Below are 24,841 nucleotides of genomic sequence, written 5' to 3' on the forward strand. Positions count from 1 at the left end.
CTAAAAAAGAGCAGGATATTAATCCTACTCTCTAAATACTTCAAATATTGTTTTTTAGATATTAAACATTAAATCTAAAATTAACAACATCTCCATCTTGCATTATATAGTCTTTTCCTTCTAGTCTAAACTTACCTTTTTCTTTAGCTGCAGCTTCTGAACCACATTCAACTAAATCATTATAAGAAACCACTTCTGCTCTTATAAATCCTCTTTCAATATCAGAGTGAATCTTCCCAGCTGCTGCTGGTGCCTTAGTTCCTTCCTTTATCGTCCAAGCTCTTACTTCTTGTACTCCAGCTGTTAAGAAACTCATAAGTCCAAGTAATTTGTAGCTAGCTTCAATTAATTTATCTAAGCCTGATTCATCTAATCCATATTCGCCTAACATTTCAGCTTTTTCTTCATCATCAAGACCTGATAATTCTTCTTCAATCTTGGCACTTACAACCATAACTTCTGAACTTTCACTAACTGCATATTCTTTAACTCTTGTAACATAGTCATTATCAAAATTGCCTTCCATAACATCATCCTCAGAGATGTTACAAGCATATAAAACTGGCTTTGATGTAATTAAGAATAAACTCTTTATAAAAGCTTCTTCTTCATCAGTAACTTCTAAAGTTCTAACTGGTTTACTTGCTTCTAAATGTTCTTTGATTCTTTCCATTACTCCATATTCAAACTTAGCAGTCTTATCACCTGATCTTGCAAGCTTTATAGATTTTTCCATTCTTCTTTCTAAAACTTCTAAATCTGAAAATATTAATTCTAAATTTATAGTTTCTATATCTCTTATAGGATCAACAGAACCTTCAACGTGAACAACATTTCCATCATCAAAGCATCTTACAACATGAACGATTGCTGCAACTTCTCTAATATGAGATAAAAACTTATTTCCTAAACCTTCACCCTTTGAAGCTCCTTTAACTAATCCTGCTATATCATAAAATTCTATTGCTGTATAAACCTTTTTCTTTGTATTATACATTTTTTCTAAAACATCTAATCTTTTATCCGGAACACTTACGACACCAACATTTGGCTCAATTGTACAGAATGGATAATTAGCTGATTCAGCCCCAGCCTTTGTTATTGCATTAAACAACGTACTTTTACCTACATTCGGTAAACCTACCATACCTAATTTCATCTATGTACATCCTTTCTCACTTTTAACTTCTAACTTTTAATATACCTTTAAAAATTATACTCTAGAACCTTTTTTATTTCAACTTTATATTATCACAAAAGGCATATTCAGGGATTTGTAATAATCAAATTGCTAAAAAAATAAAATAAAAAAATACTACACATATTATAATGTAAAAATGCTTATAACTATTTATATATTTCAATAATATATTTACATCTAGGATGCTATTGAATTAGGTATTTAATTACGAATAAACTGTAAAAAACTAATTTCAGCTATATAATTAAACATTGGTATTCAAAACTACATATTTAATTATTATATGATTTACCTGATAAGCTACATATGTACCAAGTATTCCTTTTGAACTAAAATTATATATAATTTACCACGGTTATTACTAGACAAGATTCGAATACTATACTTGGTTAAACATTTATTCAATGTCTTCAAGTGAACTTTATCTGATGTCTAGAGACTGTAACATTACTACTTCTTTAAGTGGTAGATAACAATTGCACGACCCTATATGAGTTCAACTAATATTCACTTTATATTTTCCTTGAATAAATTTGCATTAAATTTATATATTTTTAAGATTGAAGGTGAGAAAATGAATAAGTCTATAAAATCTTTAATTGCTCTTTCTTTAGCAATAAATATAATTACTCTTGTTCCTCCAAAACCTGCAATTGCTGCAAGTGATAATGCGACTGATTCAGATGAATGTTTTCAAGAAGATGGTGTGTTTGGGGACATTTCAGATATTGATAACATAAGAGATATTTTTTCTTCTTTTAGTGATGAAGATGAACTTAACTGGTATTACGTTGGCAAGGGAAAAGATCAAGTTGCAGAAGGCCCAAAAGAATCTGTTAGTTTTCTAAAAGAAAATTCTGCTTATTATCTAGGTGATACTTCAAAAAAAGTTCTATATCTTACTTTTGATGAAGGATATGAAAATGGCAACACCGGAAAGATTTTGGATATACTAAAAGAATGTCAAGTACCTGCAGCCTTTTTTGTTGTAAAACCATATATAGACACGCAACCAGAGTTAATTAAACGTATGGTCGACGAAGGACATGTAGTTGGTAATCATACAGTTCATCATCCTTCTATAGCTCAAATACGTGATAAAGAAAAATTTGAAGCTGAATTTACTGGAGTAGAGAATGCTTTTAAAGAACTCACTGGTCAGGATATGCCTAAGTTTTTTAGACCTCCAATGGGTAAGTATTCAAAAAAATCTTTAGGAATGACAAAGGACTTGGGATATAAAACTATATTCTGGAGTTTTGCTTATAAAGATTGGTTAGTGAATAATCAGCCATCTGAAAGTTATGCTGTAGAGAAGATATGCAAAGGTGCCCATCCAGGTTCTATAATGCTTTTACACGCTGTCTCAAGCACAAATACAAAGGTATTGTCATCAGTTATTAAAACACTTCAGCAAGAAGGTTATGAATTTAAATCACTTAATGATTTACCTGTAGAATAGTAAATTTAGATATAGAATAGAATATAATTGTATTCTTATATATATGATATGAAATAGATGAATTTATTTAAATACTTTCAAAACAAGAATGACTATAGATATTTTATTATAAAAGTTATAACATTTTAGCATGTTTAAAGTAACTGTTAGTTACATGCTAAAATGTGTTAACTTTTATTTTTTAATCCATAGTCATTTATTCGTTATTAGTGCAAGTTAAGAACTTTTTCAGAAATATCTCCTATCCTGCTCGTTTATATAATTATTATTTTATAAATTTGCTTACATCTTCGCTTACCTTAACAGAAGAATTTTTTGATACAATAATATTTTTTATTACCCTAAAATCCTCTGCACTATATGACATAGGATTAATTAAATATGTATCATCCTCGGAATTCTTATTTTTCTTCTTTTCATTTTTATAAAAACTAATTGCAAAAAAATCTTTTCTTTTATTTTTAGGCTCATTTCCTTTACCTATGAAAATAGATTTTACATTACTATACTTAATAGATTTTATCAAATCATTATTCCTATAAAACTCTATTGCATCCTCTTTAATTAATATGTCCTGACTATATTCCACAAAAACTGAAAGCCCAGTTACTATTCCCGCAAAAAAAAGCACCCACATAGGAGCACTCTTTAATCCACCTTGCAATGCTCCAAAGATTATTCCTATAACTATCTCTATTATTGCTACACCTATCATAACACCATTTTTTTTCTTTAAAACAATAGGAAATTTTGTGTTTTCCAATGCTAATTCCTCCTTAAAATTACTATAATATATGTTTGAACAATATATATATAAACGACATATAACTTAGAAAATCAATTACAATATATAATTAGCTAGAGCATTCTATATACTTTTTATATTAAAAATATATATCTTATACTGATAAATATTATACAGTATATATGCAATCTTTTTCAATACTTGTTAATATTATTCCTTAGTCATTTATTAATCCATAAAGCCCAAAAAATTAAACGTATCAAAACCTGATATAAGCACAAAATATTAAAAAAGGAGGTGTATTATATGCCACGTAAAGATGGACCGCACAAACCAGGATCAAGTAATCCAATGCAAAAAGGTGTAAGAAGAAGAAGACTTCATGCTAATCAAGATAATGTGGGTGATCCAAAAAATAGACCAGAATATGAAAATTTTGATGGAGAACCAGTAGAATAAAAATACATAAGAGATACTTACTTTAATTGAACCTTTAGTAAGTATCTCTTATTATAATTAATTATTTTACATTAGTCATGTGAAAGAAAATAACAAATCCCAAATACCATGATTATTTTCCATCAAGCAAGAAAGTAAATTAGTCTCCTAGTGATCTATTAGACCAGTCTACTGACACAGCATGGTAGGAAATAGGCTTGGCGGATACACTAGTTATTTTTTTGATTATGCCTCACTACATTTTGGGGTAAATTATTTTATTTACTGTTTCTGTGATTAGCTCTTTTTCCTTAGATGATTTCTCTATAATAGTATCTAGTTCATTATCAAGTCTATCAAAAAATTCTTCATTTCTAAGTCCATTTAAATTCACTTTAACATTTATTATAGAACTTTCTATAGAACAATGAAGCAAGATTGCTGAAATTGCTAAATCTGATAACAACATCTTATTTCCATACTGTGCCATAACGTTAAGATTCTTATAAAACTCTAAGCTTTCTCTAGCTAAAATTAAAGGCGCTTCCATGGACTTTATAGTGTTCTCTTTTATAGCTAATTTTCTCTTTTCCTTCTCTTCTTCAGTATCTTTAGGCAACTTATAAGAATCCATTAACTTCAAAAAGTTTTCTCTATCTTCTTCCATAAGCTCTAAACTTCTTACAGTGAACTCTTTGGATTCCTTTTGAAATTTTGTTATACTTTCTTTTTCATCATCTTGAAGACTCATATATGCTTTTTTGTCTACTGTCAGAGAATAAACCATCGAATTTAATGCGCCAGATAATGCTGCAATAAGACCTGCTACACTCCCGCCACCTGGAGCTGGCAAATCTGATTCTAATTCACCTAAAAATTGTTTTATAGTTTCGTCACAAAATTTCATATAATATTATTCCCCTATCTATAATCGTATTTTTTATATTCCTTATTGCTTATCCCTAATCTATATTTTTATTATCCAGAATCGACACTAGATACCCTAAGTATATCCAAAATATCATTGAAATAAAACTTATTGTATATATTAATACACTTTCAAATAAGTTTACTGCAAGAATACCTGCTACAATCGAAGTTATTATTGTCATCTGATTTTTTTCTCTTCTATTTAACTTATCCAAATGTTGTATTATAAACATCACAATCATTCCTATAAACATAAGAAATAAGAGCAACGAAATAATTCCATTTACCGCTGCTATCTGCACGTATATATTGTGCATCCCTCCAAATTCAATTCCCGGTAAATAACTCCCTATTCTTGCATTTCTCACCGCTTCTATAAGATTGCTATTTCCCACACCAGTCAAAGGATTTTTTTCTATCACTACAGATGCTGAATTCCAAATAATATTTCTCTCTGTTGTAAATGCCTCCAAATGACTTTTAACCATTTCAAAAAATACTCCACAAAACAATATTGGTATTAAAACAAGTGCAACTCTAATATACTTGCTTTTGCTGTATACAAAAATAGATAAATATATCACAGCTATTATTACCAAATATGCACTTCTTCCATGTGAACCAATCATAGTTACTGCTTGTAATATTATATTTCCTATCCAAAACATCTTAAACTTGTGACTTCTTGATATATAATTAAGGTATACACACATAACTATAGTTAGTGAAGATGCTATTGAAAGAGCATTCTCATTTTCAAAAACTCCTTTTGTATTTCCAAATATCACTTGTCCTATTTCTATATTTATTCCCGAATATCTCATTACCAGTGATATAATAGAGGCAACTAACATAAAAGTCACATAAGAATAAGTAATTATATTCATCTCTTTAATGAGTTTCTTTTTTGATTTAAATACATCAACTGTAAATATTACTGCAAATATGATTAGATTAACTATCCAAACTTTAATGTTATAAATACTTCTATAAATAAAAACATTAAATATTAAGGTTAATATCATAAATAATGCTAGCGGAATATCAAATTTATAAATTTTTCTTCTTTTATAACCTTCGATAACCATGAATAAAATTAAAAGCATCCCCCATGCTAATGTTATAGCATTTAGAATCTTTATGCCTGGTACATCCTTGAGCATAGTTACAACTGTTAAGCTTACGAATAAGTACAATAACTTAAAATAAAATTTATTATCTAAAAAATCATATATTTTTTTAATTGCTTCTCTCATATACTTCTTTATACACTCCTTTTAGCTTTTCAACTAATACTTTTTCTGAATAGCTAAAAATTGTTTGTTCTCTAATTTTATATTTATCATACATTTTATGATTTTCCTTTATTCTTTTTAATGCTTTGGCTAAATCCTCCACATCATTCTTTTTAGCTATTATTCCATTATATTCCTTTATAATATCTTCTGCACCTCCGTTATCGGCTCCAATTACTGGTTTCCCACATGCAAGTGCTTCAATATATACAACTCCAAATGTCTCATGTTCAGATGGCAATGCAAAAGCATCACATTCTTTCATTTCCTCTGAAACTTCTTCCCTCGATAAAGCGCCTAGAAGTTTTACCTGTTTTTCAATACCTAATTCTCTAATAAGTAATTCCAAAGATGATTTAATTGTCCCATCTCCGCCAATTCTTAAGCTTGCATTTTCATTTTTGAAAGCTCTAGAAAAAGCTTTAATTAAGCATTCAATCCCCTTTCCTTCTTCAAGAAAAGCACATGAAAAAAATCTAAATTCTTTATCGATATTTGAATTATTTTTAGCATTTTCATCCACAAAAAATAATTCTAAATCTACCATATTGTGAATAACTTCAACAGGTTTGTTTACATATTCTTGAATTTCTCTCTTTAATCCAGATCCAACAGCAATTAAATAATCCGAATTCTCATAAGCATTATAAATATATTTTTTATAACTTTCTCTAGCATATTTGGCATACTTAAGAGATGAATGTTCTGTTAATACTAATGGAACATTGTATTTCTTACTTATATATGAAGCTGCTATTCCCCCCCAAAAAGCTGAGTGAGCATGGATAATATCAACCTCTCCTTCGTTTTTAACAATTTCTTGATACATCTTATCCATTCTTTTATTGAAACTCTTAAACATTAATGGACTTTTAGGTAAATAATTATAATCTTTATATCTATAAGTTCTGAGATTATCCTCTATATTAAAATTTATGCCTCTCTTCTCATGAATCTTTCCAAACATAGTAATAGGCCAAATTTCATTATATGCAACAGTAATCTTCTCTCCACTATTTGAAAGAGCCTTAAACTGTTCCTTAAAAAAGCTTCCATGAACTTTGTTCCTTGGAGATGAATACCAAGATGGAATAACCATTATGTGCATTTATTCACTTCCTTCTAATATATTGTTTAACCTTTCCACAATTGAATTCCATTCATAATTTACATCTGGCTCACAATATACCTCATTATTTTTATGCATTTCTATTAATTTATAAATTTTATTTTTTATTTCTCCGCTATTATTTTCAGTTACAATACATTTCTTATGATTTTCTACCACTCTTTTAATCGGATCATTCTTATCTCCATAAATAACGAATATCCTACCTCTTGCTCCAAAATAATCATAAATTTTAGCTGGTATTTGCTTTGAATTCTTATTACCAAATAAAAGCAATGCCTCTCCATTCAACATATATTTAAGTGCCTCATCAAATGGTATTCTAGGGGATACATTCGCTATTTCTAAGTTTTGCAATTTCTTCCTAGCATCTATATCATCTATATTTCCAAAAAATAATACATTTAACTGATTATATATTTTTAAGTTCTCTTCTTTTATTTCCTCAAGTGCTTTAACAAAAGGCCTTATATCTCTGAGTTTAGAAAATATTTCTCCTGTATAGATTATGTTAAGTTTGTCTTTCTTTATAAGCTTAGGCGCTTCCTCATGAAATAATTTATCGTATAATTTCGCATCAAAACCTCTATTTAATATAAAAGTCTTATTGTTATCTAAAATATTATAATCCTTTAAATACTCATCTCTATTTGCATCAGTTACAAATATAAATTTATCTGCTAGATTAACAATATCTCTTTCCATATTCTTTTCTAGAACCTTTTTTACAATAAAAGATTTTTCTCTTGTTGAATCTTTAAGCCAAGGATCACTCCAATAAGTAATCCAAGGTACCTTGGGATAATGCTTTTTTATATAATAAGCGCATAAATGGGAAGATGGTGGTTCATGCATAGAAAATATAACATCAAACTTTTCTTTCTCCATTAACTCTATTCCATACTTTCCCGCTTTCCTAGCCCATGAATAATACATATCTGGTATTGCTAATGCATTTTTTATTTTCCGTAATACTTTTCTTCTATTAGTATTTCCTATTTTTGAATTCGAATTATTGTAGCTTTCGCTATTCCTTGGCATAAACTTTTTAAAGATAAGTCCACCATCAATAATATGAGTTTTGATTTTATCATTCATCATAGAACGTAATACTTCATCATAATATATTGAATCTTTAGGAAAATTAACAGTTAGAAGATGTACTTCATTATTATTAATCTCACTTAACTTATTTAGATATTGTAAAGTTTCAATAGCTGCTGAATTATTTATCAATGGTGAATAGCAGGCAATAAATAATATCTTCATATACCATCCTCCTATCTCTTTATCTTTTTTAAAATTAATTCTTTTATTTCCATTAGTTCTTCAACTTTGAACAAATAACATAAACTAAGATATATAGCTGCTCCAATACTTGTTCCCAGTAATAGGGTGATAATTGGGCTAAATTTATCTTTAAAGTAAATCAATAACGTTAAGAGTATAACTCCCATTACTATTGAATTCATTATTATTGTACTTACTTTTTTTAATATCTCTATTATGTTAAAGCTTTTTTCTAATTTGGTTATATTTATAAATAACAGTGCGGATGTTACTATCATAGCTATAACTGAAGCTAATGCTATTCCCATAATTCCCATATACTTAGATAAAGTTATGCTAAATATTATGTTAATAACAACTCCAATTATACCATTTATTGCTGTTACTTTTGTTTTTCCACTAGAAAATAAAGTTGAATTTAAAATATCTCTTACCCCTGTAAAGAATATTCCCGCTCCATATCCTAACAATGCAAGTGTTGTAATATTTATTGCATAACCAGTAAACTCGCCCCTAGCATAAACAATTGTTATTATATGTCTACTAAATATCATAACACCAACAGTAATTGGAATTAATAATATGGACAAATATATGATTGATTTCTTTAAAATCTCTAAAAATCCAAACACATCTCCCCTATTTCTCATATTAGCCATAAGTGGATATGCTACGCTGGTAACCGATGTCGTTATAATTGCATTTATAAATATAATCAGCTTCTGAGCATAATTTAAAGCTGAAACTGAACCTTCCGGGAGCTTCAATGCAATATATTGATCAACTGCCATATTTAATGAGTTGGCTCCTGCTCCGATAATTACTGGGAGAATTAATACCATAATTGTTTTTAATCTCTCATCTTTAAGATTTATAAAAAGTTTGTATTTATACTCGTGTGTAATTAGCGATGGTACCTGAACTGCTACTCTGAAAAAATTCCCTATTACATTAGCAATAGTTAATCCTAAAATATCATAATTTCGAAACAACAATAAATATAATATCATAGGTAAGTTAAAAAACAATCCCAAAATGGATGGAATTACAAAATCTTCATTTACTTGTAATAATGCCGTAAAACATGCATTAACTGATAAAAATAAAATATTTATAAGCGTAATCCTTAATAACTTTATTGCAATTAGTCCTGTTTCTTCAGCTGGTCCTAATATTTGAACTATTTCTTTCGAAAAAATACTTGTTATAACAAAAAGAAACAATGATATAATAAAAAGTATATTTATTATATTGTTCGCAAAATGGTACATCTCTTTTTGTCCCTTTTCAGCTCGAACTTTACTAAGCATTGGTAAAAATGCAGTTGAAATTGCAAGTCCAACTAAAGTGAATATTGTTTCTGGTATCGATACTGCAATATTATAAGCATCAGTATATATTCCAGCGCCAAAATTTTTAGCAATAAGCATATCTCTGGCAAAACCTAAAAATCTACTAACCAATGATACTATCATTATTACAAATGTAGATTTTATTAAGCTACTTTTTTGTTTCATTTAATCACCTATTTATTTCTGTGTTATAATCTTAAGCTTTTCTATTAAATACTAATTTGCTTATTCCTATATTTTAATACTAATAATAAAAACTTAGGAATAGCAGTTAATCTCTTTATTCTAAAAGGTTCTTTTGCAACCCTATATAACCATTCTAAGCCTAGAGATATCATCCATTTGGGCGCCCTTTTGAGCTCACCTGCAAATATATCAAAAACACCACCTACACCCATAAATATATGAACGTTTGAATTGTCAATAATCTTTTCAATAAATATCTCTTGCCTTGGGGACCCCATTGCAACAAAAACAGCCCATGGGTCCCCACTTTTTACATCTTCAATTATATCACTACAATTGTTTAAATCAAAAAAACCATTATGAAAACCAGATATCTTTAGTTTAGGAAACTCATTCTTTATATTTTCAACACATTTCTTAATAGTCTCCTCTTTTGAACCTAATAAATAGATAGATCTTTCTTCTGAATTTGCTTTAATTAATATCTCTCTAAAGATATCTATTCCTGCTATCTTTTCCTTAACAGGTTCTCTTAATATCTTTGAAGCAATAACAGTTCCAACTCCATCAGGTATAATAATTGAACTTTCGCTTTCAAAATTCTTTTTAAGCACAGGATTACTTAATCCGTTAAAGAGAACTTCTGGATTTCCAGATATTATATTTACCTTTTCAAAATTTTCAATATAGTTCATCAAATCATTTTTATCCCTATTAAAAATATTAAACTCAAGTATTTTTGTAAACATATTTATCTCCTAAATTTTAAGCAATATAAAGTATAGAATTTACAATTATTAATTAAAGGCTAATAACATCCAAAAAATTATGTTAACCAAAATTCAAAATTGCAAAACATAAATTGCCATGTTATTTTACAGTTCTATTTAACATTTGATCTATTTCTACTACGATATCATCTTCTGGCGCTATTTTTTTTGCAAGTTCTAAATGGATTTTTGCTTGCTCTTTATCCCCCAAGTTTATATAGCACATTACTATATTGGTACAAACTTCAACTTCTTTAGAAGCTTCAAAGGCTTTTCTAAAATATTTTATTGCCTCCTCATATTCACCAATACATGCATAATTCATCCCAAGTTCATTAACTGTTTCAAGGCTTCCTGATTCTATAGTAAGACTTTTATTCAAGTAATGAATAGCTTTATTGTAGTTTTCAATTCTTCTATAACCTACACCTAGATAGTAATAAACTAAAGGATTTTCATTGAATTCTTCACTTAGTGGTAATAACAATTCTATTGCTTTCTTAGGTTCATCTTTTAAATATTCAACCGCTTTCTCAAAATGACTTATATTAGTAATATCCCCTATTATCTTATCAATTTCATCCGTTTTTTTACCACCCTTATTTATATACTCATTTATTTCCACTTCTGCACCTTTATAATCACCATCATCTTTAAGTATTAACGCATTATAAAGATGTGGATCTGGAGATTTTTCAAATTTTTCCTTAAATTCTTCAATATCTTCTAACAAAATTTCCGAAAATCCAGAATCCTTTTCTCTTATTGTCTCACCTACAGCTAGAAGTTTAGTTAAAATTTCTTCTTCTCTTGTATACCTATAAAGACCTTTTAACAGAAGATACGCATCTTCTAATCTATCTTTCTTTATTCTATCTGCAATAAGACTCTTCACACATTCTTCTGCATCTGGTATGTAAGATAGAATGGTTCCATAATCATCATTATATTTAACATTTTTATCTGCACCAAAAGTAATAAAGATACCCTCCACAAAGTAATATATAGGAAGATTACTTAATTTAACTTCATCATTAACATTGGATACAACATAATCTGAACTTATAGGCAAATACAGATCATCATTCTTAAAGTTAACATACTCTGGTATGTTAAGACTTCTTTTAAATCCTTCTTTGTTCATTTCCAAAAATAATAACTTACTTAATTTATCTTTATACATTGTCTTGTAATTACTCATTTTACACCTCTTATTTAAATCTCACTTTATAGATAAACAGCATATAACTTAGACTTATGTTATAACTTAAAGTTCTAGTAAATATGTTTATCTAATAAGTCAAATATTTAATTATCATTATCAATACTTAATCAATTTATAATTCTAAAATTGAGAATGCACAATTATTGAGCAGATTTCCCAGGAAATTTGTAATAATACAATTCTATAAATTTCTTAAAAGAATTTATTTCTTAATTGTGCAGTTTACATTAAATTTATCAATTGTTTAAGTATTCATTAATAATAATTGGTGGACATTCACTTTTTGATTTCATAATTAAAGAAATTGCTATCACCAAAAGATGATAGCAATTTCTAAGGAAACTCGACTCACATTCGTTCGCTGAGTACTCACAGAGTAAGCGACCATCATCAAATCACAGATTTCGATGTCTGCTTAACTTATTAACACCAAATCGTAGTTTTGTGATCTACTTATGAAAACTTAGTTTAATTGTGAATTAATTATTTCCATTACTTTTTCTTTAAATGTAGCAATATCTTTCTCAGCATTGTCTAAGCTGTTACTCTTAACTGCTAAATAAACTTTCATCTTTGGCTCTGTTCCTGATGGTCTTACTACAAAATATGAACCATCCTCTAAGATGTACTTTAATACATTCGACTTAGGTAAGTCAATAGGAGCCTTAGTATTATTTACAGTGTTTTCCTCAACACTTAATTTGTAATCCAATCTTGTAACTATTTTCACACCATTAACTTCACTTGCTGGATTATTTCTTAATGCTTCAATGCAGTTTGCTATCTTCTCTTGACCTTCTTTTCCTTTTAGTTCTAATGATACAAGAGTTTCTTTAAAATATCCATACTTTTCATATAAATCTATTAATGCATCATAAAGACTCTTGCCTTGTTCTTTATAATATAAGCACATTTCACATACTAACATTGCTGCAATAACAGCATCTTTATCTCGTACAAAGTTTCCAGCAAGATATCCATAGCTTTCTTCAAAACCGAAAATATAATTTCTATCTCCTGCATCTTCAAATTCTCTTATTTTTTCTCCAATGTATTTAAATCCTGTTAATACATCCATAAGTTCAATATCAAAATCTTCAGCGATACTTCTAGCACCTTCTGTTGTTACTATTGTTTTAATTACAACACCATTTTGTGGCAATTTATTAGTTTCCTTCATTGAACTTAATATATAATTAGTTAATAGTAATCCTGTTTGATTACCAGTTAATACCTTATATTCTCCAGTACTATCTTTAACTACAAGACCTATTCTATCGCAATCTGGATCAGTTCCAAAAATTATATCTGGATTTTCTGTTTTAGCCATCTTTAATGCTAATTCAAACACGTCCGGATTTTCTGGGTTAGGGTAAGATGCTGTTGGGAAATTTCCATCTGGAGCTTCTTGTTCCTTAACAACTTTAACGTTACTATAACCTAATTCTTTTAATACAGTTCTTACTGGAACATTACCAGAACCATGAATTGGAGTATATATTACATTTAAATTACTAGCTTTTTCCTTAACTAAATCTGTCCTTATAGTTAATCCCTTAACTTTTTCATAGTAGATCTTATCTACATCTTCTCCAATATATTTTAATAGCCCTTTCTCTAAGGCAACATTTTCATCTATGCTTTTAATCTTTGAGAAATCATCTACCGCTTTAACAGAGTTAATTATCATTTTTGCTTTTTCATCTGTTACTTGGCCGCCAAATTCATCATAAACTTTATATCCATTATAAATTTTCGGATTATGTGATGCAGTAATTACTATACCACCATTACATTTTAATTCTCTAACTGTAAAAGACAATACAGGAGTTGGTCTTAAACTTTCATATAAATATACTTTTATATTATTTGCACATAAGTTAAGTGCAGCTGCTTTTGCAAATTCCTTAGACATATTTCTTGAATCATATGCAATTGCAACTGAAGGATCTTTAAAATTATCATTTAAGTAATTAGCAAATCCCTGAGTAGATTGAGCAACAGTATATATATTCATTCTATTGCTTCCTGCACCTATTACCCCTCTTAATCCACCAGTCCCAAAATCTAAATCTTGGTAAAATCTATCTTCAATCTCCTTTTCGTCAGATATGCTCTTTAATTCATTCTTAGTTTCCTCATTAATAAAATCAGAGTTAATCCACACGTTATACTTTTCCTTATAATTCATTTTCTGATCCCCTCTCTGTGTTTTTTCTCCTATACATTATACAATATTTATCCATAATATAAAAACACTTTTATATATTTTGCATCATATATAAAAACTTGGATGTATTGCCAAGCATTTTACACTTCTAATCTATAATATTAACTCTAATAATTAAAATTATCCTAAAATATATCTTTGAAACACTGTCATTTTTCATAATGATCATAAATTCACTATACATACTCTAAAAAACAAAAAATCAACCATCTAATGCTCAATTAAAATGGTTGATTATAATATTTAAAATTTAACTCTGTTTATCTATAATTCTATTCTGTTTCTTCTTCCTTAGCCTTTTCTTCTTCACTTATTGATCCTATAACCGTTGATAAATCATCTAAAACTTCAATTCCTTCAGCAAATTTTAGATCTTTAAAAGTATAAACTGTCCCAGCTTGTCCATTAGAAACATCTAATTCAACATCCTTTGGTAAATCTTTTGCTTTACAAGATACCTTTACTAAATCTCTTTGAGTTTGTAATATTAATCCCTTGCTTTCTAAAATGCCTTTACCAACAATCTTAATTAAGACTTCAGTATGCATTGTATCATTTGCTGCTACTTCTTCAAAATCAACATGAATTGCTTTATTTCCCAAAGCATTTCTTTGAATTTCCTTAATTACAGCGTTTCCTTTCCTTCCATCAAGATTAAATTTTACTATTCCATGCTCTCCACTAGCCGAAATTTCTTTTAGTAATGCTGATTCATCTACAGTAAATATTTCATTTCCTATTTCTTTTCCATAAATTACACCTGGAATCTTACCTTCTCTTCTTACCTTTCTAGCGCCATGGCTAGCTGTTTTTATTCTTTTAGTTAAATTTAATTCCTCCATTATAAGTACCTCCTAAAAATTTATTTTTCATTTTCTTACAATGTGCTTAATTCACATTTTAGGAATGTACATTCACGTTGGAATAAAATAAATAGGCCTATTACATTTACAAGGTCTAATAGTTTTTCTAATATTAATTTTATCTGAAGAATTATGAAAAGATAAAATCAAGTTAGACTTACAATTAAACATTTAAAATCGCCTCTGATATTTATTGAATTTTTATTTCCGTAATTTAATTACAATTTATATTATAGCACTTAATCACCAATTAACACAAAAAATAACAAGTTATAGATTAATACAATAACTTATTATTTTTTATAAATTTAGTTTCTTTCAATTCTAACTTTACTTCCACCCATACCTGATTCTGCAGGAGTAATCATAAGTTTCACTGGTACTCTATTCTTTATTGCTTCAACGTGGCTTATTATACCAACCTTTAATTTTTCATTATGAATCCTTTCTAGCGAATTCATAACAACTTCAAGTAGATCATCATCTAAAGTACCAAATCCTTCATCAAGGAAAAATAATTCTAATGGTGCTGTTCCCTTAAGCTGAATCTGTGCTGATAATGCCAAAGCTAATGATAAAGATGCTAAAAATGTTTCTCCTCCTGATAAAGTAGTAGAATCTCTTTTGGCTCCACCATTTTTATAATCTCTAATTATAAATCTGCTATTGTCATCAACCTCTAGTCCATAATTTCCATGAGTTATCTCTTTTAATCTCTTAGATGCTTCAACTGAAACATACTTAAGCTTACTTACTGCTACAAACTCAACAAATTTCTTTCCCTTAAATAACTTTTCCAAATCACCAAGAAGAGCCAATTTATGTTCTAGTTTCATCTTCTTATCTAAGAGATCTTTCTGTTCTTCCAGCTTATTTTTTATGTTTTTTAATTCTTCATCTACCTTAATTTTTTCTTCATTAATTTCATTGAACTCTTTTTCTTTAATATCTTTCAAGAGTTTTATTTCTGTATATTCTTCTTCACTTAACTCTTTACCATCTATTTTATTAAGTAAACTTTCAATTGCTCCATTTACTTTTGATACTTCACTTTTATAACTTTCTACTTTTAATTTATAATCATTAATTTCTTCTTTTCCAATTATATTTTTTTTGACATCGTCAAGGGAATTAAAACCTTCACTGTCTATTGCAACTTCTAACTGAGCTTCTTCATCTTTTTTTCGTTTACTTAATTCTTTATATTTACTGATTGCAGAAATTAATCGCTCATTGTTTTCATTAAATTCTTTCTCTATTTTATTTTTATTGTTTTCATTTTCCTTAAACTCACTATTAATATTTTCAATATTCTCCTGAATTTTATGTAATAGTGAAACCAGATCATCTGTATTATCGACTTTGTTCTTTATCGCTTGTATTTTTTCTTCTTTACTTTTTTCATAATTACTTAATTCTGTATTATACCTAGTTAAGTTTTCTTTTGCTAAAATGACTTCACTAGTTAAATTTTCTTTATTCTTTTCTAACTTTTCTATTAGCTCCCTGTTAACTTTAGTAACCTCTGATAATCTTTCTCTCTCTTTTTCAACAGCTTTAATTTCTTCGCTTTTTTTATTAAAATCAGTTACTAATGTCTTTGCTCTTAGAGAATGCACTCTATTTTTTAGAATATTAAATTCTTCTGTATTTTCTGTAATACTCTTCTCCAGATCTTCAAGCTGTCTTTGGTTAGTTCTAACTACTGCTCGTAATTCATTTATTTCTCCGGTTTTAATATTAATTTCATTCCTCAGCTTATTAACACTTTTTTCAATTTCTTCTTTATCTTTAGAATAACTTTCTAAAGCTTTTTCTAAATTTATAAATTCCTGTTTTAACTCTTCCAAAGGTTTTTCATTAAACGCAGTTCCGAGCTTTTCAATTTCTTCAAGATTAACTTTAATTTTTTCGTTAAAACTATTTACCTTAGTTTCACCTTGAGTTATTTTGCTACTAATAATCTTTATTGAATTTTCTTTTAGTTTTATTTTTTCCTCTACATTCTTCACATCTTGAACTTCAAAAATCCTGATATTTTCTTTCATATGATGAGTTGAACCACATACAGGACATGTATCTCCATCTTTAAGTTCCTGTCTAAGAGTATGTGCTAAATTTTCTCTCATAATCTCCTTTTGAGTATTTTTTATTTCCTCTAGTTCTTTTTCAAGTTGCTTTTCTTCTTCTCTTCTACTTAATATATCTATTTGTAAGTTTTTTATCTCTTCTCTAGAGAAATCTATTTCTTTGTTCAGCTTTACATAACTGCTCCATTTTTGCTCATTTTCCACTATCAACTGTTTTAAATTAACTAAATCTTTTTGTTCACCTGGCGAATTTTTAAGTAAAAACTCATATTGTTTATCTTTATATTCCAAACTCTTTTTTTCTTTATCTAAAACTTCTCTTAAAGCTTTTCCTTTAAGTATAGTTTCACTATTTTCTTTTTCAATAACTGCTTTCTTTTGCTTATCCTTAACTAGAATTCCATTTATTTTTTCTAACTTTTCTTCTACAATTATTCCTTCTTGAACTGCTTCCTTTAAACTTTCTTCAATTTTCAAATTATCATATGTTTTTTCGTCTTCTTTTATTAATTTATTTTTATTACTTATTTCTTCTTCTATTTTAATGAGCTCACTCTGTATATTATTATTTTTAGCATCACATTCTTTAATTTGTGCCTTTAATAAATCTATTTTATTTTCTATCTCACGTATCAAATTCTTTTCTTCAATAGCATCTTTAACTTTTTGTTCCTTCATCATTAATTGAGGAAGTTTATTCTCTTTTTTATCTTTTGCTATACCCCAAAGTTGCTCGATTTTTTCTTTTTCTTCTTTTATCTTATCTATCTTTAATTTTAATTCTTCTAACTCAATCTCATTTTTATCAAAGGCTTTTCTAGTGCTTTCAAATGCATTTAAATAAGGTAGCACCTTTGCGCTTGCTTCACCTAGCTTTATCTTTTCTAAATATGCATTTACCTTTTCCTCTTTTTCCTTTAATGTTTGTTCTTTATTTTTATACTCTAATAAATCAAGCTGTAGCTTCCATATTTCTTCATTTTCTTTATGCTTCTTTTCTATTATATCTAATTCCTTTTTCAAAGCTTCTAGATTATTTTTTAATTCCTTAAAAGCATCTTCCTTTTCTTTTAATTTTTCTGGACTTACATCGTTGTATCCACTTAATTGTCCAGCCAAAATATTGCTATCAGTTCGCTCTTTGCTTATCTTCGCACTAAGTTTTCTGGATAAATTGTCTCCAAACTGTTGAAGATTAAACAACCTTTCAAGCATGTCACGCCTATCTTTGCCTTCAAGCTTTAAGAATTCACTAAACTTCCCCTGAGGTAAAACAACAGTTCTTGAGAAATCTTCTAAATTAAGACCTACTATCTCCTCAACTTTCTTATTTATAGTTTTAACTCCATCTGCTAAAATTTCTTCTTCTGAACTTGTTACTTCAACAATTTTACACTTTCCAGAACTTATTCCACCATCTTTTTTTCTTTTAAACTCCCTATCAATGATATATTTTCTTATTTCACTACCTGATATTTGGAACTCAAAATTTACATTTAACCTGTCACAATTAGTATTTATAAAATTGGAGCTTTTTCTTGATACATTTCCATATAAGGCTAGAGTTATTCCATCTAATATAGTTGATTTCCCACTTCCAGTTGGTCCAAAGATTCCAAAAAATCCTCTATCTGTTAATTTATCAAAATCTATAATTTGTTCATCCATGAAGCTATTTAAGCCCTTAATCCTCAATTTGATTGGTCTCATCTGTTTCACCCTCTTCGTTTATAATTGATAAAAGCACTTCCATAACTTCATCTTCTGGAGGAGTCCCCCTTTCTTTAATATAAAACTCCTTAAATATTTCCTCAAACGATTTTTCACTTAAGTTTAATTCACTCTCTTCTTCCAATCCTTTAACCTTAGGCATTATTTCTAATATATCTGCTTTTAATTCTTTCATTTGTTTTATTTCATCTTCTCTTATGTATCTATCTGTACTTATTTCTAAATACACCCAGCAATCTTTGTCTTTATTTTCAGCACATCGTAATATTGCATCTTCAATACTTGAGCATTTCCAAATTTCTATTGGTTTATATACCCTTAAGTTTATTTCTTGTATGTCACATTCTTCATTAGCTTTTGCATCAACTATATAACATTTCTTTTCAAAGCTAACCTCTTTCTTGTTGTAGTGAATTGGCGATCCGCAGTATCTTGCTCTTTTATCCGTTCCTGGAACTATTTGTGGTTTATGCACATGCCCTAATGCTATATACTGTGCTTCCTCAGGAAAACAACTTCCATCTACTATATAGGTACCGCCTAATTGAATACTTCTTTCAGAACCACCTTCCTCACTTCCCATTGCAAACAAATGCGACATTACAAGATTAATTGTATCCTCTCTAAAATGACTTTTTAATGAATTGAATAAAGAAAATATCTTATCACTATAGGATTTAGCTTTTTCCTCATCATCTTCCATATAGTTATATATAACTTCATTCAATCTTTTCTCACTTGGATAAGGTACAGTTAAGATAACTGCTTTTTCATTATTGATTTCAACTTCTACATATCCTTCTCCCGATGACAAAACTTTGTGTTTTCCATACTCCCCACAAGGAACTATAGTTTTTGGAGTTCCAACCATAATGATTCCATGATCACGAGCAAGTGGACCTGCCGCAACCAATCTCTCTGGATTATCATGATTTCCTGATATAACCAAAGTAAGTCTCTCTCCATTTTTCGATAATCTCTTTAAAGTATCATAAAACATTTTTTCTGCTCTTGCCGGAGGATTTGGATTATCATAAACGTCTCCCGCAATCATTATTAAATCTATATTATTATCTTCTACAATCTTAACAAAATCATTTAAAAACTCTTCTTGCTCATCCATTCGGCTTTGTCCCTCTAAATTCTTGCCTAAATGCCAATCAGCTGTATGCAATATTCTCAAATTATATCTCCTCCCATTAGGCCCAATTTATATTTACATTATAGCCTACTTAAATAGATTTTTTCCAATACTATTTTGTGGATATATATGTCTAGATTGAATTATTCTAATCATTTCTAGGTGTACCCATACATTTGATAAATTTTAGATATATTAATATAATGATTTTATCATTTGTATTGAGTTTTATTGTATAAAGCATGCTAGATATAAAAAACAAAGACTATAAAAACCTGTATTCATATACAGCAAGTAATTTATAAAAAAGGTAGGTAATATTTATGGAAAGAAGTAAATCTTTAAATACTAGTGAACTAGTATTAATGGGGCTAATGATTGCTTTAACCTATATAGCAGGAAGCATAATTAAAATTCCATCAGTTGGGGGCTTCGTCCAAATAGGCGACTGCATGGTATTCTTATCAGTAATAGTTCTAGGTAAGAAAAAAGGAGCAATTTCAAGTGCTCTTGGTATGTTTCTTGTTGATGCATTAGGTGGATATTATTTTTGGGCACCCTTTACGCTAATTATTAAATGGGGAATGGCTTATATTGCAGGATCCATATTAGAAAAAATGTCAGAAAACAAAGTTACTGTAAGGTATACAATTGCATTTGTATCCAGTGGTATATTTATGGTGATTGCATATTTTTTTGCTGGAATAATAATATCAGGCTTTTTAACAGAAAAAATTGGGCTAATACAAGGAATAGCATATTCAGCTAAAGATATAGTTGGAAATATAATTCAAGTATCTACTGGTGTAATAATAGCATTACCATTAAGTGCAGTTGTATCAAAAGCAAAACAAGCTGTATTTGCTCATTAGATTTAGCTTCTACAAATCATTGAAATTTTTATAACAGAAATTTTTAAAATTTTCTATCACTAAAAGTCTCAGGTGATTCCGTATCCTGAGATTTCTTTATCTGCATTTTCAAATTCAACTAAGAAATATCTAGGTGATGAATATATTTTCCTTTTTGTTCTCTTTTAAAATGTCCCCTTCTGAATTAGATTTATTAATAATTTATGCTTCAGGGTGACCTAGATGCCACCTATTTTACTCCAATTCAAACTCTTATATAATAAAAAAGTGACTATATCATAATAATTAAAAAACTTAATATGATACAGTCACGGTAATTCATAAATTTTCAACCTCTATTTTATGCTCTGTTCTCCTCTGTCTTAGAACTTTCCATTATTTTAGGCATTAACATTGATGAAAGTAACGATATAACAGCTATTCCTATAAGTATTATAAATAAAAAGTGTAATGAACTATTTAATGAGAGTTTTATCTGTTCATCAGTTACCACTGAATTATACAAATTACTCGGATCAACTCCATTTACTCCTAATTGAGTAAAATACTTAATTATATATATATTAAATATACTACCAAATATGCTTACTCCTATAGTTTGACCTATTGTTTTAAGTAATGAATTAGCTGCAGTCGCAGCACCTCTCTTGTTATATTCTACTGACTCTTGAATTATTATTGTTAAAGTTGTAAATGCTCCACCAAATCCAAATCCCATTATGGAAGCATATATTATTACTAATAATATAGAAGATTCTGCATTCAATGTAGGCAATAACGCTGTACTAATTAGTAAAATAACATTAGATATAAGTATTACTATTTTCCCACCAAACTTTACTATACACTTTCCTAAAATTACTGCAGCTATAAGCCAAGCAAATGACATGGGAGCTAGTGACAAGCCTGATATCTTAGCACTATATCCAAGTACATTTTGTATGTATATTGGGAGGTAAACATTCGAACCCATTAATATAGCTGAAGCCAAGAAGCTTACTAAATTCACAATTGAACTTGTCTTTGTAAATATATCAAAAGGAATAATTGGCTCTTTTGCTTTTCTTTCAATTATACAGAATGCAACTAGTAATATAACTGTTGCAATAACCGATAATAAAATAAATATGTTATTGCTAGAACTCATATCTTCATTTGATAAGAAGATATTCAAAAATATAACCATCGCCAGTGATAAAGTTATAATTCCAGCAAAATCTATGCTATGTTTTTTCTTTTCGAAAACTTCATCCAAATTTCTTTGAATAAGTACAACTGATATTATTCCAAAGGGAAGGTTTATAAAAAATATCCAATGCCAAGATAATAAATCTATTAAGATCCCTCCCAAAAATGGCCCTACTAAACTTGCAATTCCCCAAACGGAACTTATTATTCCTTGGATCTTTGGTCTTTCCTCTAATGTAAATACATCTCCAATAATTGTATATGTAACTGTAAATATTGCTCCAGCACCTATTCCTTGTATGCCTCTAGCTCCTATAAGCATGTACATGGTTTGCGATAATCCACATAAAAAGCTTCCAATTAAAAATATTATTATTCCAATTGAAAGCATATTTTTTCTTCCATATAGATCTGATAGTTTCCCATATATAGGAGTAGTAATGGCAGAAGTTAGTAAATATACTGAAAAAACTGAACTAATAATTTCAAATCCTTGTAAATCCTTCACTATTGTTGGTATAGCTGTCGTTACAACAGTTCCTTCGACTGCTCCTAAAAACATTGCTACCATTAATGCTGCTGCAATGCTTCTTTTTCTTGAATTCATCTTTAAATCACTTCCTTATAAATTTCCTTTGTTTGTTTTAAGGTCAACTTTATAATTATATATATACTTAGCTATTTATACAACATTATAATAATATTTTAACTTGATGTGCTACTGATTTATGATATAGTATATAATAAAATATTCAATAATTTAAGAGGGGTAATTATATGACAAAATCGACAATGTCAATGTCTTCATTTTTTCGCAATAGATTTGTTCGAGTAATTATAGCTTCTTCTATTTTTCTACAAATAGGAATATGGGTTCGTAATTTCGCCATATTGTTATTTGTAATGGAGAAGACTAATAACAATCCCATTGCTGTTTCTTTAATTTCAGTTGCAGAATTTGCTCCAATATTTATATTCTCATTTATTGGTGGAACCTTTGCAGATAGATGGCGACCGAAGCGTACTATGGTTTGGTGTGATTTACTAAGTGCTATTTCTGTTTTTGCCGTTCTGCTTACAATAATCTTTGCAACTTGGGAAGCTGTATTTTTTGTAACATTTATTTCATCTATTTTGTCTCAGTTTTCTCAGCCCTCTGCAATGAAATTATTTAAAGTCCATGTTCCTGAAGAGTTTATGCAAACTGGAATGGCTATTTTCCAAACTCTTATGTCTATTTTTATGATTATAGGACCTGCATTAGGTACTATTGTTTTTCAAAAGTTTGGAATAGATATTTCTATATCAGTAATGGGTGTAGCTTTCTTACTATCAGCTTCAGTATTAACTCTATTACCCGCTGATGAGATAATTGAGAAGAAAGAAACAAATCATTTCTTAGAAGAATTAAAAGAAGGTTTCGCCTATGTTTGGCAGCAAAGAGAGTTAACTATACTTGGATCTGTTTTTGCGGTATCAGGCCTTGCTGTTGGTATCATACAACCACTTGGGGTTTTCTTAATTGTTGAAAGACTTGGTCTTCCTAAAGAAAATCTTCAATTATTACTTATGGTAAATGGAGCAGCAATGTTTATTGGTGGCGGATTAGTTATGACAATATCAAAGAAAGTTATGCCTCAAAAGCTTCTTGCAATAGGACTTATAGTTAACACCATTTCAATGATTGGCATGGGATTATCTTCAAGCTGGATTATAATTCTATTATTCCAATTCCTTAATGGATTTTTTATGCCTTGCATCCAAATTGGTATTAACACACTAATTCTTCAATTAACGAAATCTGAGTTTGTTGGAAGAGTAAACGGAGTATTAAATCCAATGTTTATGGGATTCATGGTTATTACAATGTCAATTACAGGATGGCTTAAAAGCCAATTTTCCCTTACTATTCTCTACATCTCAGCCGGCATACTTTTTCTAATAGGTGCAATGCTTACTTCATTGATATTTAATACCTCAATGAGTAGGGAAATAGATTCAGCAGAATAGAAAAGTGAAAAAGCACCACTAGATGTTATAAATTATGACATCTGGTGGTGCTTTATTATTCTTAAAATACCTCTATTTATTTCAAAAATATAAAAATCATTACTTTTCTACTGGATGCTTAGGACCTGTTAAATCTAGTTGATAAAAAACTAAGTCCAACCATTTACCAAATTTATAACCTGCTTTAGTTACTGTGCCAGAGTATTTAAACCCGAATTTCTCATGAATTTTGATACTACCGTCATTTAAACTATCAATGCAAGCAACCATAGTTGCGTACTCATCTCTATTAGCAGCATCAATTAATTCCTTTAACAATATCTTCCCTATTCCTAAATTTCTATAGTCTTTATGAACATATACAGAATGTTCTATTGTGTACTTAAAAGCTGGATAAGTTCTAAACGATCCGTATGTAGCAAATCCTACAGCTTTGTCATCTTTTTCAAACACCAATAGTGGACATCCATCTTTTTTCTTTTCATCAAACCACTGTTTTCTTTCCTTAAGATTATGCGCAGTATAATCATAAATCGCTGTTGTATTTAATATAGCATCATTGTAGATCTCTAAAATATCTGCTAAATCTTTTTCCGTTGCTTCTCTTATCATTTTTCATATCCCTTTCAAAATAAACTAATCTTCCTATATTTTAACACCTATGTGCAATATGTAAAATTATTTTTTTAATAG

Annotated in this window: 19 protein-coding genes; 4 read left to right on the top strand and 15 right to left on the bottom strand. The window is 28.8% G+C overall.

Annotated features, from left to right (window positions below; translation table 11 throughout):
- Window positions 1-61: 61 nt before the first annotated feature.
- A complete protein-coding gene (gene ychF, locus T483_RS0102040) occupies window positions 62-1,159 on the bottom strand; it encodes a redox-regulated ATPase YchF (protein ID WP_026885323.1) in 1,098 nt (365 codons plus the stop codon).
- Window positions 1,160-1,775: 616 nt separating this feature from the next.
- Between ychF and pdaA the strand changes: the two genes are divergently transcribed.
- Window positions 1,776-2,663, top strand: coding sequence for a delta-lactam-biosynthetic de-N-acetylase (gene pdaA, locus T483_RS0102045; RefSeq protein WP_026885324.1), 888 nt, complete (start codon window positions 1,776-1,778; stop codon window positions 2,661-2,663).
- 265 nt (window positions 2,664-2,928) lie between these two features.
- Here pdaA and T483_RS0102050 read toward each other — a convergent pair whose 3' ends face one another.
- On the bottom strand, window positions 2,929-3,426 hold the full coding sequence (locus T483_RS0102050; RefSeq protein ID WP_026885325.1) for a hypothetical protein: 498 nt from the start codon (window positions 3,424-3,426) through the stop codon (window positions 2,929-2,931).
- A 288-nt stretch (window positions 3,427-3,714) separates the two neighbouring features.
- Between T483_RS0102050 and T483_RS31455 the strand changes: the two genes are divergently transcribed.
- On the top strand, window positions 3,715-3,867 hold the full coding sequence (locus tag T483_RS31455) for a clostri-philic family protein (protein WP_011968334.1): 153 nt from the start codon (window positions 3,715-3,717) through the stop codon (window positions 3,865-3,867).
- 235 nt (window positions 3,868-4,102) lie between these two features.
- On the opposite strand, the gene T483_RS0102060 is transcribed toward T483_RS31455, so the two are convergent.
- The 11 genes from T483_RS0102060 to T483_RS0102110 form a co-directional block, all read right to left on the bottom strand.
- Entirely contained in the window at window positions 4,103-4,753 is a 651-nt protein-coding gene (locus T483_RS0102060; RefSeq protein WP_026885326.1) for a cyclodeaminase/cyclohydrolase family protein, read from the bottom strand.
- A gap of 55 nt (window positions 4,754-4,808) precedes the next feature.
- Window positions 4,809-6,032, bottom strand: coding sequence for an O-antigen ligase family protein (locus tag T483_RS0102065; protein ID WP_026885327.1), 1,224 nt, complete (start codon window positions 6,030-6,032; stop codon window positions 4,809-4,811).
- Window positions 6,016-7,179 (bottom strand): glycosyltransferase, encoded by a 1,164-nt coding sequence (locus T483_RS0102070; RefSeq protein ID WP_026885328.1) that lies wholly within the window; start codon window positions 7,177-7,179, stop codon window positions 6,016-6,018. Before T483_RS0102070 ends, T483_RS0102065 begins: the two co-directional genes overlap by 17 nt.
- Window positions 7,180-8,469, bottom strand: coding sequence for a hypothetical protein (locus tag T483_RS0102075; protein WP_026885329.1), 1,290 nt, complete (start codon window positions 8,467-8,469; stop codon window positions 7,180-7,182).
- A gap of 11 nt (window positions 8,470-8,480) precedes the next feature.
- Entirely contained in the window at window positions 8,481-10,007 is a 1,527-nt protein-coding gene (gene murJ / locus T483_RS0102080) for a murein biosynthesis integral membrane protein MurJ (protein WP_026885330.1), read from the bottom strand.
- Window positions 10,008-10,051: 44 nt separating this feature from the next.
- Window positions 10,052-10,777, bottom strand: a complete 726-nt coding sequence (locus tag T483_RS0102085) for a WecB/TagA/CpsF family glycosyltransferase (RefSeq protein WP_026885331.1) — start codon at window positions 10,775-10,777, stop codon at window positions 10,052-10,054.
- Between the two features lie 121 nt (window positions 10,778-10,898).
- Window positions 10,899-11,999 (bottom strand): tetratricopeptide repeat protein, encoded by a 1,101-nt coding sequence (locus T483_RS0102090; protein WP_026885332.1) that lies wholly within the window; start codon window positions 11,997-11,999, stop codon window positions 10,899-10,901.
- A gap of 487 nt (window positions 12,000-12,486) precedes the next feature.
- On the bottom strand, window positions 12,487-14,214 hold the full coding sequence (locus tag T483_RS0102095) for a phospho-sugar mutase (protein ID WP_026885333.1): 1,728 nt from the start codon (window positions 14,212-14,214) through the stop codon (window positions 12,487-12,489).
- A gap of 311 nt (window positions 14,215-14,525) precedes the next feature.
- Window positions 14,526-15,095 (bottom strand): 50S ribosomal protein L25, encoded by a 570-nt coding sequence (locus tag T483_RS0102100; protein ID WP_026885334.1) that lies wholly within the window; start codon window positions 15,093-15,095, stop codon window positions 14,526-14,528.
- Between the two features lie 329 nt (window positions 15,096-15,424).
- Window positions 15,425-18,916 carry an AAA family ATPase gene (locus T483_RS0102105; protein WP_026885335.1) on the bottom strand — a complete coding sequence of 1,164 codons (3,492 nt, stop codon included), beginning with the start codon at window positions 18,914-18,916 and terminating at the stop codon, window positions 15,425-15,427.
- Entirely contained in the window at window positions 18,891-20,120 is a 1,230-nt protein-coding gene (locus T483_RS0102110) for an exonuclease SbcCD subunit D (protein ID WP_026885336.1), read from the bottom strand. Before T483_RS0102110 ends, T483_RS0102105 begins: the two co-directional genes overlap by 26 nt.
- A gap of 281 nt (window positions 20,121-20,401) precedes the next feature.
- On the opposite strand from T483_RS0102110, the gene T483_RS0102115 reads away from it, so the two are divergent.
- Complete coding sequence (locus T483_RS0102115; protein ID WP_026885337.1) at window positions 20,402-20,950, top strand: ECF transporter S component; 549 nt, start codon at window positions 20,402-20,404, stop codon at window positions 20,948-20,950.
- Window positions 20,951-21,290: 340 nt separating this feature from the next.
- Here T483_RS0102115 and T483_RS0102120 read toward each other — a convergent pair whose 3' ends face one another.
- The gene (locus tag T483_RS0102120; protein ID WP_026885338.1) at window positions 21,291-22,745 is read right to left on the bottom strand and encodes an MDR family MFS transporter; all 1,455 of its coding nucleotides are present in this window, start codon (window positions 22,743-22,745) and stop codon (window positions 21,291-21,293) included.
- Window positions 22,746-22,915: 170 nt separating this feature from the next.
- Here T483_RS0102120 and T483_RS0102125 point away from each other — a divergent pair, with 170 nt between their 5' ends.
- Window positions 22,916-24,148, top strand: a complete 1,233-nt coding sequence (locus tag T483_RS0102125) for an MFS transporter (protein ID WP_026885339.1) — start codon at window positions 22,916-22,918, stop codon at window positions 24,146-24,148.
- Window positions 24,149-24,247: 99 nt separating this feature from the next.
- On the opposite strand, the gene T483_RS0102130 is transcribed toward T483_RS0102125, so the two are convergent.
- Window positions 24,248-24,760: a GNAT family N-acetyltransferase gene (locus T483_RS0102130; protein WP_026885340.1), complete on the bottom strand. Its 513-nt coding sequence runs from the start codon at window positions 24,758-24,760 to the stop codon at window positions 24,248-24,250.
- Between the last annotated feature and the right edge of the window lie 81 nt (window positions 24,761-24,841).

It is taken from the genome of Clostridium beijerinckii HUN142, from assembly GCF_000621745.1.
In the GTDB taxonomy this organism is placed as follows: domain Bacteria; phylum Bacillota; class Clostridia; order Clostridiales; family Clostridiaceae; genus Clostridium; species Clostridium beijerinckii_A.

Bases quoted from the DNA above. Each gene is read 5' to 3' on its own strand.
- ychF (WP_026885323.1), bottom strand. From the start codon at position 1,159: ATGAAATTAGGTATGGTAGGTTTACCGAATGTAGGTAAAAGTACGTTG.
- pdaA (WP_026885324.1), top strand. From the start codon at position 1,776: ATGAATAAGTCTATAAAATCTTTAATTGCTCTTTCTTTAGCAATAAAT.
- T483_RS31455 (WP_011968334.1), top strand. From the start codon at position 3,715: ATGCCACGTAAAGATGGACCGCACAAACCAGGATCAAGTAATCCAATG.
- T483_RS0102060 (WP_026885326.1), bottom strand. From the start codon at position 4,753: ATGAAATTTTGTGACGAAACTATAAAACAATTTTTAGGTGAATTAGAA.
- T483_RS0102065 (WP_026885327.1), bottom strand. From the start codon at position 6,032: ATGAGAGAAGCAATTAAAAAAATATATGATTTTTTAGATAATAAATTT.
- T483_RS0102070 (WP_026885328.1), bottom strand. From the start codon at position 7,179: ATGCACATAATGGTTATTCCATCTTGGTATTCATCTCCAAGGAACAAA.
- T483_RS0102075 (WP_026885329.1), bottom strand. From the start codon at position 8,469: ATGAAGATATTATTTATTGCCTGCTATTCACCATTGATAAATAATTCA.
- murJ (WP_026885330.1), bottom strand. From the start codon at position 10,007: ATGAAACAAAAAAGTAGCTTAATAAAATCTACATTTGTAATAATGATA.
- T483_RS0102085 (WP_026885331.1), bottom strand. From the start codon at position 10,777: ATGTTTACAAAAATACTTGAGTTTAATATTTTTAATAGGGATAAAAAT.
- T483_RS0102090 (WP_026885332.1), bottom strand. From the start codon at position 11,999: ATGAGTAATTACAAGACAATGTATAAAGATAAATTAAGTAAGTTATTA.
- T483_RS0102095 (WP_026885333.1), bottom strand. From the start codon at position 14,214: ATGAATTATAAGGAAAAGTATAACGTGTGGATTAACTCTGATTTTATT.
- T483_RS0102100 (WP_026885334.1), bottom strand. From the start codon at position 15,095: ATGGAGGAATTAAATTTAACTAAAAGAATAAAAACAGCTAGCCATGGC.
- T483_RS0102105 (WP_026885335.1), bottom strand. From the start codon at position 18,916: ATGAGACCAATCAAATTGAGGATTAAGGGCTTAAATAGCTTCATGGAT.
- T483_RS0102115 (WP_026885337.1), top strand. From the start codon at position 20,402: ATGGAAAGAAGTAAATCTTTAAATACTAGTGAACTAGTATTAATGGGG.
- T483_RS0102120 (WP_026885338.1), bottom strand. From the start codon at position 22,745: ATGAATTCAAGAAAAAGAAGCATTGCAGCAGCATTAATGGTAGCAATG.
- T483_RS0102125 (WP_026885339.1), top strand. From the start codon at position 22,916: ATGACAAAATCGACAATGTCAATGTCTTCATTTTTTCGCAATAGATTT.
- T483_RS0102130 (WP_026885340.1), bottom strand. From the start codon at position 24,760: ATGATAAGAGAAGCAACGGAAAAAGATTTAGCAGATATTTTAGAGATC.